The sequence below is a fragment of the Plasticicumulans sp. genome, assembly GCF_035331805.1.
In the GTDB taxonomy this organism is placed as follows: Bacteria; Pseudomonadota; Gammaproteobacteria; order Competibacterales; family Competibacteraceae; genus Plasticicumulans.
The window spans coordinates 1-9162 of sequence record NZ_DAOLKE010000131.1; the positions used below are offsets into that span (position 1 = coordinate 1).

Consider the following 9162-nt stretch of genomic DNA (forward strand, 5'->3'; position numbering starts at 1 on the left):
TCGAATTCGACGAGCAGGTCGAGATCGCTGCTGTCCCGGGCTTCGTTGCGGGCGGTCGAGCCGAACAGGGCCAGGCGGCGCACGCCGAAACGTTCGCGCAGCACCGCGCGCTGGTGGCTCAGCAGGGTCAGGGCTTCGGTGCGTTGCATGGCGGACATCCTCCGGGTGAGCGCTGGCTGCCGCCACGGAGCTTCAGATTACCCCGCGCTGCCGCAGACCGTTCACCGCCTCCGCATCCATCCCGAGCCATTCACCGAGCACCTCGCCGGTATGCGCGCCGATCGCCGGGCCCGACCAGCGCGTGCCGCCGGGGGTGGCCGACAGTTTCGGCGGGATGGCCGGGATCGCCAGCGGCTTGCCGTCGATCTCGACGCGCTCGAACAGGCCGCGGGCCTGGTACTGCGGATCGGCGAACATGTCGCGGACGCTGTAGATCGGGCCGGCCGGCACGCCGGCGGTTTCGAGGCTCGACACGACTTCGGCGAGCGGCAGCGTGGCGGTCCATGCGGCGATCGCGGCGTCGATCTCGGCTTCGTGCTGCACGCGGCCGGGGTTGTGCGCGAGGCGCGGATCGTCGGCCAGGTCGGCACGGCCGGCGGCGCGCATCAGGCGCTTGTAGATGGAATCGCCGTTGCCGCCGATGATCGCCCAGCGGCCGTCGGCGCAGCGGTAGGTGTTGGTCGGCACGATGCCGGTCACCGTCGTGCCCGAGGGCTCGCGCACGACGCCGGCGCCGTCGAACTCGGGGACCACGCTTTCGAGCAGGTTGTAGACGGCCTCGAACAGCGCCACGTCGACGACCTGACCGCTGCCGGAGCGCCCGCGCTGGTGCAGCGCCATCAGGATGCCGATCACCGCGTGCAGCGCCGCGAGCGTGTCGCCGATCGACAGGTTCGGGCGCACCGGCGGTTCTCCGGGCATGCCGTTGACGTAGCGCAGGCCGCCGAAGCCCTCGCAGACCGAGGCGTAGCCGGCCTTGCCGGCGTAGGGGCCGTCCTGGCCGTAGCCGGAGATGCGCGCGATCACGAGGCCGGGGTTCGCGGCCTTCAGCACCTCCGGACCCAGGCCCCATTTCTCCAGCGTGCCGGGGCGGAAATTCTCGACGAGCACGTCGCAGCGCGCGGCGAGCCGGCCGACCAGCGCCCGGCCCTCGCCGGTCTTCAGGTCGATGCGGACGCTCTTCTTGTTGCGACCGATGCTGTGCCACCACAGCGAGGTGCCGTCGCGCACGACGCGCCACTGGCGGATCGGGTCGCCTTCGGGCGGTTCGATCTTGATGACCTCGGCGCCGAAGTACGCGAGCAGCGTGCCGGTGAACGGGCCGGCGATGAGCTGGCCGAGTTCGAGCACGCGCAGCCCGGCAAGCGGGCCGGGGGCCGGACGGTCATCGGCAGGAGTCTGGGTCATGGCGGGGCTTCCGGGCGCGGGCTGCGGGACGGGTGGATGGCCGGGGAGTGTGGCGACGGCCGCCGGCGTCTGCCAGTCGCAGGCTGCAGGCTTTGGCAGCGCGCTGCGCGCAGCCGCAACGGTGACCGGTGCCGGAGCCCGCCGGTGTGCGCCCGGTGTCGCAGGTCTTGAATGACCATGGCTGGTTCGTGGTTGAATTCGCGGTTTTGGAGCGGTGCAGCCATTACCTTGGGGGCACTGCGGCGCAAGCGTGCCAGGCGCCGGCTCCGTCCCCCTTGCCGCGTCCGCAGCATCCGGCGATGCTGCGCCGCGCCCGCCGCGATGAGCCCGTTCTGAATGCCGACAGCAATCGTACGCCGACCCCTGCCGAGCCCCGGCGAACGGCCGGAACTGCCCGCCGACCTGCCGCCGCTGCTGGCGCGGGTCTATGCGCTGCGCGGGGTTGCCAGCGCCCGTGAGCTCGACCAGGCGCTGACGGCGCTGCCGGCACCGCAACGGCTGAAGGGCATCGATCGCGCCGTCGACCTGCTGAGCGCGGCGCTGAGCACCGATGCCCGCATCCTGATCGTCGCCGACTACGACGCCGATGGCGCCACCGCCTGCGCGCTGGCGGTGCGCGGGCTGCGCGCGCTCGGGGCGCGCCACGTCGATTATCTGGTGCCGAACCGCCAGCGCCACGGTTACGGGCTGACGCCGGCGATCGTCGAACTCGCGGCCGCACGGCGGCCGGAGCTGCTGATCACCGTCGACAACGGCATCGCCAGCCTCGAAGGCGTCGCCGCGGCGCAGGCGCGCGGCTGGCAGGTGCTGGTCACCGATCACCACCTGCCCGGCGAGCGGCTGCCGGCGGCCGATGCCATCGTCAATCCGAACCAGCCGGGCTGCAGCTTTCCGTCGAAGGCGCTGGCCGGCGTCGGCGTGATGTTCTACGTGCTGCTGGCGCTGCGCGCGCGGCTGCGCACGAGCGGCTGGTACGGCGCCTGCGGGCTGACCGAGCCGAACCTCGCGCGCCTGCTCGATCTGGTCGCGCTCGGCACCGTCGCCGATGTCGTGCCGCTCGATCACCTCAACCGCGTGCTGGTCGGGCAGGGTCTGGCCCGCATCCGCAGCGGTGCCGCCGTGCCCGGCATCCGCGCGCTGGCCGAGGTCGCCGGCCGCGATCCGGCGCGCCTCGGCTGTTCCGACATCGGCTTCACGCTGGCGCCGCGCCTGAACGCCGCCGGCCGGCTCGAAGACATGGCGCTCGGCATCGAATGCCTGCTCTGTGACGATCCGGTGCGCGCGCGCGAGCTGGCCGTGACGCTGGACCGCCTGAACCGCGAGCGGCGCGATATCGAGGCCGTGATGCAGGCAGCGGCGCTGGAGGACCTCGAACGGCTCGGGCTCGATGCGGCCGGGCTGCCGTTCGGTCTGTGCCTGTACGACCCGCACTGGCATCAGGGCGTGGTCGGCATCCTCGCGGCGCGCGTGCGCGAGCGCACGCACCGGCCGACGATTGTCTTTGCGCCCGGCGATCCGGGCTGGCTGAAGGGTTCGGCGCGCTCGGTGCCGGGCCTGCACCTGCGCGATGCGCTGGCCGCGGTCGATGCGCGCCATCCGGGGCTGATCGAGCGCTTCGGCGGTCACGCCGCCGCCGCCGGCCTGACGCTGGCCGAGGCGAATTATCCGGACTTCGCTGCGGCTTTCGATGCCGAGGTACGCCGTCACCTCGGTGCCGCGGACCTGCGCGGCGTGCTGTATTCCGACGGGGAGCTGGCGCCGGGCGACTGCACGCTCGCGATCGCCGAGCGCCTGCGCGACGGCGGGCCGTGGGGTCAGGGCTTTCCGGAGCCGCTGTTCGACGGCGAGTTCGAGGTCGTCGCCGCGCGCACGCTGAAGGAGCGGCACCTGAAGCTCAGCGTGCGCCGGCCGGGGCTGGACGAGGTGCTCGATGCGATCGCCTTCGGAGCGGCCGGGAGCTGCCCGGAACCGCTGCCGGGCACGCGGCTGCGCCTTGCGTACCGGCTGGACGTGAACGAATGGAACGGGCGCCGGCGGCTGCAGCTGCTGGTGCTGCATCTGGAGCCGGCCGGTGCCTGAGCGGGAAACGGTGTGTCCGGAACGCAGCAAGAATCTCCGTCGTAATTTCCGCAGTGATCCGGATTTCCGGACAGGGCGCAGCCTTGCGGGATGCGACCGACGTTTGGAGACTGACGTTTCCTCTGTGCCGACCCCCCAGGCGAGGACGCCGCGATGACTGACGAACGAGAAATCCGGCCGGACCCGCAGCCGCAGGGTCAGGACTGGAACGACGCCACGGCTGCCGATGCGCTGCTGCCGGCCGAGTCCGGCGAGGCGCTGAGCGTCGCGATCGAGGCCGTCGAGACTGCAGCGCCGCTCACGGGGCCGGGCAAGCCCGGACCGGTCATGGCGCTGGCGCCGGGCGAGGACGCAGCCGGCGGCGCCGGCATCGACATCGCCGGTGGTGCCGCACCGGCACCGGAAGACGACAGCCGCCGGGCAGCGGCCGGCCCCGCCGATCCGGGGCCGGCAGCGCAGGAGGACTCCGGTCCGCACGCGCAGCCTGCGGCCGGGCTGATCCTCGGCAATCCGGCGCTGGCCGGGCAGACGCCGCCGGCCGATGCCGGCAGCGGCTGGAGTGCGGGTGCACCGATCGGCGGCAGCCTCGAAAGTGCCGGCGCCGATCAGGATGCCGGTGAGGCGAGCTACGTGGTCGGCATCGGCGCCTCGGCCGGCGGCCTGGAGGCGCTCGAACGGCTGTTCCGGGCGATGCCGCCGGACACCGGCATGGCCTTCGTCGTCATCCAGCACCTGTCGCCGGACTTCAAGAGCCTGATGCACGAGCTGCTGCAGCGCTTCACGAGCATGTCGGCGGTGCCGGTCGACGGCACGGTGCTGGTGCGGCCGAACACGATCTACCTGCTGACGCCGAAGAAGGACATGGTCATCGACGGCCACCGGCTGATCAGCTACGAGCGTGCCGCCGAAAAGACGCTGAACCAGCCGATCAACACCTTCTTCCGCTCGCTCGCCTCGGCCTGGGGCGAGCGCGGTGTCGCGGTCGTGCTCTCCGGCACCGGCTCGGACGGCAGCACCGGCATCATGGACGTGCGCGAGACCGGCGGTCTGGTCATCGCGCAGACCGAGGACAGCTCGCGCTTCGACGGCATGCCGCGCAGCGCCGTCGAGACCGGCTGCGTCGATGCCGTGCTCGCGCCCGAGGACATCCCGGCGGCGCTGCTCGCCTACGCCGATGACCGCCGGCGCAACGCCCAGCAGGCGCCGCGCGCGAGCCAGGAGCGCAACGAGGGCATCCCGGCGATCTTCGAGCGCCTGCGCACCGTCTACGACATCGACTTCAACTACTACAAGCCCGGCACGATCACCCGGCGCATCGAGCGGCGCGTCGCGCTGCACCCCGAGCACATCGAGATCGACGAGTACGTGCGCCACGTCGAGCAGGACGATGCCGAGCTCGACCTGCTGTACAAGGACCTGCTGATCGGCGTCACGCGCTTCTTCCGCGACCCCGAGGCCTTCGAGATCCTGCGCACGCGCGTCGTGCCCGGCATCGTCGAGCGCGCTCCCGAGGACGAGGACGTGCGCGTCTGGGTCTGCGGCTGCTCGACCGGCGAGGAAGCCTACTCGCTGGCGATCCTGTTCCTCGAAGCCTTCGCGGCGGCCGGGCGCGCGCCGCGCATCAAGATCCTCGCCACCGACATCCACCGCAAGTCGCTGCTGACCGCCGGCGAGGGCGTCTACCCGGAGAGCAGCCTGACCGAGATGCCGGAGGCGCTGCGCCAGAAGTACTTCATCGAGCAGCCCGACCGCACCTGGCGCGTGACCGCGAACCTGCGCAAGGCGCTGATCTTCTCCGAGCACAACCTGCTGAAGGACCCGCCGTTCACGCGCATCGATCTGGTCAGCTGCCGCAACCTGCTGATCTACCTCGAACCGCCGGCGCAGCTGCGCGCGATCGCGGCCTTCCACTTCGCGCTGCGCGTCGAGGGCTGCCTGTACCTCGGCGCGAGCGAGGGGCTCGGCGAGCTGGCCATCGAGTTCGGCATCGTCGACCGGCACTGGAAGATCTTCACGAAGCTGCGCGACAACCGCCTGCTGCACGACCTGCGCCTGCCGCTCGGCTACAGCACCAAGAGTTCGCTGAGGGCCCTGCCCGGCATCGGCGAGACCCGGCTCGGACGCATCTACGACGTGCTGCTGACGCAGTTCATCCCGACCGGCATCCTCGTCAATGACCGCTACGAGGCCGTGCACGTGTTCGGCGATGCCTCGCGCTACCTGCTGCCGCCCTCGGGCAAGGTCACCAGCGACCTGTTCTCGATGGTCGGCGGGCACCTGCGCATCGCGCTGATGACGGCGCTGCGCAACGCCCAGCAGCAGAACTCGGCCGTGCACTACCGCGGCATCGTCCACGAGAGCAGCGGCGGCGAGCGGCGCTTCCTGAACGTCGGCGTGCAGCCGCTGCACGACACGACGCTGAACACGCGCTACTACATGGTGCGCATCGACGAGGCCGCCAGCCTGCCGGTCAGCAGCTCGGGAACGGCCGCCGATGTGCAGGTCGCCGGCCGTCCGCTCGATGTCGATGCGCAGACCTACGCGCAGATCCGCGTGCTCGAACTCGAACTGCAGCAGGCGCGCGAGTCGCTGCAGAGCACGATCGAGGAACTGGAGACCAGCAACGAGGAACTGCAGGCCACCAACGAGGAACTGCTGGCCTCGAACGAGGAGCTGCAGAGCACCAACGAGGAGCTGCACTCGGTCAACGAGGAGCTCTACAGCGTCAACGCCGAGCACGAGCTGAAGATCCAGGAGCTCAACGCCGTCACCAGCGACCTGAACAACCTGATCAGCTCGACCGAGCTGGCGACGCTGTTCATCGGTGCCGACTTCCGGCTGCGGCTGTTCACGCCGCAGGCGACCACGATCTTCCCGCTGCTGCCGCAGGACATCGGCCGCGACCTGCGCCATTTCAAGCCGGTGGAGACCGACGAGCACCTGCTCGATGACGTGCGCCAGGTGCTCAAGACCCACGCCGCCGTCGAGCGCACGCTGGCCTGGCGCCGCGAGCGCACCTTCCTGCGCCGCATCACGACCTACCAGGACACCAACAAGGCCATCGCCGGCGTGGTGCTGACCTACGTCGACATCAGCGAGACCTCGCGGCTCGGGCGCGAGCTCGACCGCCAGCGCCTGCGGCTCGAAGCCGTCGTCGACACCAGTCCGAACGGCCTGCTGATCGTCGATGCCGCGGGCTGCATCACGATGACCAACCCGGCGCTGGGGCGCATCTTCGGCTACGCGCCCGGCGAGCTGGACGGCCGCCGGGTCGAGGATCTGCTGCCGGCCGAACAGCGCGAGGCGCACACCGCGCTGCGCGCGAGCTATCTGCGCTCGCCGGCGACGCGGGCGATGGGGCAGGGGCGCGAGCTGCTCGGCCTGCGCCGCGACGGCAGCCGCTTCCCGGTCGAGGTCAGCCTCGCGGCCTTCCGCACCGACGACGGCGACTTCGTGCAGGCCACCGTCATCGACATCAGCGAGCGCCGCCGCGCCGAGGAAACCGTCCGCGTCGCGCAGCTCGAGAACGCCCGGCTCGCGGCGCTGATCGAGGCCACCGGCGACGCGATCATCGGCACCGACGAACTCGGCGCGATCACGAGCTGGAATCCCGGCGCCCGCGCGCTGCTCGGCCATGCACCGGCGACGGTGCTCGGCCAGCCTCTGGCCTCGCTGTTCCCGGATGGCGACACCGGGGGGCTGGCCATGATCGCCGAGATTCACGGCAGCCAGTCGCTGCGCCGCGACTGCGTGCTGCGCCACGCCGACGGCCACGATGTCGATGTGGCGGTGACGATCTCGCCGGTGCGCAGTGCCGCAGGCCGGCTGCTCGGTCTGGCCGTGATCGCGCACGAGGCCGGCGAGCGCATCCGCCGCGCCGCCGAGCGCGAGCGCGAGCGCGAGCAGCTCGAACGCGAGGTCGAGGCGCGCACGCAGGAGCTGCGCACCCTCAACGTCCAGCTCGGCGAGGCGCTCGCCAGTGCCGAGGCCGCGACCCGGGCCAAGAGCGCCTTCCTCGCCAACATGAGCCACGAGATCCGCACGCCGCTGAACGCGATCACCGGCATGGCCTACCTGCTCAAGGAGAGCATCACCGACGCCGGCCAGCGGTCGCAGATCAACAAGATCGAGCGTGCCGGCCATCATCTGGTCGAGATCATCAACAGCATCCTCGACCTCTCGAAGATCGAGACCGGCAAGGTCGCGCTCGAAGCCGAGGAGCTGTCGCTGGAGGCGATCGGCAACGATGTCGCGACGATGTGCGGGCCGTCGGCGCGCGCGCGCGGCCTGGAGATCCGCTGCGACTACGCGCCGCAGTCGCAGGCCCTGCGCGGCGACGCCACGCGGCTGCGTCAGGCCTGGCTCAACTACGCGGCCAACGCGGTGAAGTTCACCGAAAAAGGTTCGGTGACGCTGCGCACCCGCCTGCTCGACGACGAGCCCGAGCGCGCCTGCGTGCGCTTCGAGGTCGAGGACACCGGCATCGGCATCGATCCGGCCGACGCGGCGCGGCTGTTCAACGCCTTCGAGCAGGCCGACACCTCGACCACGCGCCGCTACGGCGGCACCGGCCTCGGGCTGGCGATCACGCGCGGACTGGCGGCACTGATGGGTGGCACGGTCGGCGTCGATGCCCGTCGTGGCGGCGGCAGCGTGTTCTGGTTCACGGCCTGGCTGGCCAAGGCGCCCGCCGCCGTGGCCGGCACGGCTCCGGCCCTGCTGCTGGTCAAGGGCGCGCGCGAGGATCTGCATGCGCAGTTCGGCGGTGCGCGCGTGCTGGTGGTCGAGGACGATCCGGTCAACCGCGAGGTGGCGGCCGAACTGCTGCGCATGGCCGATCTCGATGTCGACTGTGCGGTCAACGGCATCGAGGCGATCGCCTGCGTGCAGTCGCGCCGCTACGACCTGATCCTGATGGACATGCAGATGCCGGAAATCGACGGTCTGGACGCGACCCGCCGCATCCGCGACCTCGCCAACGGCCGCGACGTGCCGATCCTGGCGCTGACCGCCAACGCCTACAACGAGGACCGCGAACGCTGCCTCGCCGCCGGCATGGACGACTTCGTCTCCAAGCCGATCGAGGCCCCGCGGCTGTACGCGAACGTGCTGGTGTGGCTGAAGCAGGGGCGGCGGCGCTAGCCGGGCGCGGCGCTGCGCAGTCCCCCGGAAGCCGGCTTCAGAGGCCGGCTTCGTCGTCTCCGGCCGGTTCGACGCGGCAGTGCAGCCGTCCGTGCGCGAGCTGCGCGGTGATCCTGCTGCCCTCGGCCACGTCGCCGGCATGGCGCAGCGCGCGGCCCTCGGCGTCGCGCACGATCGCGTAGCCGCGCGCGAGTGTGGCCAGCGGACTGAGCGCATGCAGTTCGCGCAGCAGCGCGGCGTAACGCGCCTGCTGCACAGCGAGCCGGTGCCGCATCGCCGCGGCCAGCCGCCGGACCAGGGCCTCGTGGTGCCCGGCCAGTCCCTGCATGCGCCGGCGCAGGGTTGCCGGCTCCAGGCGTCCCTGGGCCGTCTTCAGCCGCCGGCGCTGTTCGGCCAGCCGCCGGCGCGGCGACTGCGCGGCGAGGCGCATCAGCAGTTGCGCTTGCCGCTGCCGGCGCTGGCGCAGGTGTGCCGCCAGCGCCCGGCGCAGCCGGCCGTCGAGCTCGTCGAGGCGCTGCGCGTGCGCTTCGAGCC

5 protein-coding genes are annotated in these 9162 nt (G+C 71.6%); 2 read left to right on the forward strand and 3 right to left on the reverse strand.

From position 1 onward, the window contains the following. Positions 1-158 (reverse strand): nucleotidyltransferase domain-containing protein (locus PKE44_RS10585; RefSeq protein ID WP_324550895.1); only part of this gene is annotated, 158 nt, incomplete at its 3' end. Between the two features lie 34 nt (positions 159-192). Next, positions 193-1407, reverse strand: a complete 1215-nt coding sequence (locus tag PKE44_RS10590) for a CaiB/BaiF CoA-transferase family protein (protein ID WP_324550887.1) — start codon at positions 1405-1407, stop codon at positions 193-195. A 336-nt stretch (positions 1408-1743) separates the two neighbouring features. Here PKE44_RS10590 and recJ point away from each other — a divergent pair, with 336 nt between their 5' ends. Both recJ and PKE44_RS10600 read left to right on the forward strand, forming a co-directional pair. Beyond that, positions 1744-3486 (forward strand): single-stranded-DNA-specific exonuclease RecJ, encoded by a 1743-nt coding sequence (gene recJ, locus PKE44_RS10595; RefSeq protein WP_324550889.1) that lies wholly within the window; start codon positions 1744-1746, stop codon positions 3484-3486. A 153-nt stretch (positions 3487-3639) separates the two neighbouring features. Beyond that, the gene (locus PKE44_RS10600) at positions 3640-8628 is read left to right on the forward strand and encodes a chemotaxis protein CheB (RefSeq protein WP_324550891.1); all 4989 of its coding nucleotides are present in this window, start codon (positions 3640-3642) and stop codon (positions 8626-8628) included. Between the two features lie 37 nt (positions 8629-8665). On the opposite strand, the gene PKE44_RS10605 is transcribed toward PKE44_RS10600, so the two are convergent. Beyond that, positions 8666-9162 (reverse strand): exodeoxyribonuclease VII large subunit (locus PKE44_RS10605; protein WP_324550893.1); only part of this gene is annotated, 497 nt, incomplete at its 5' end.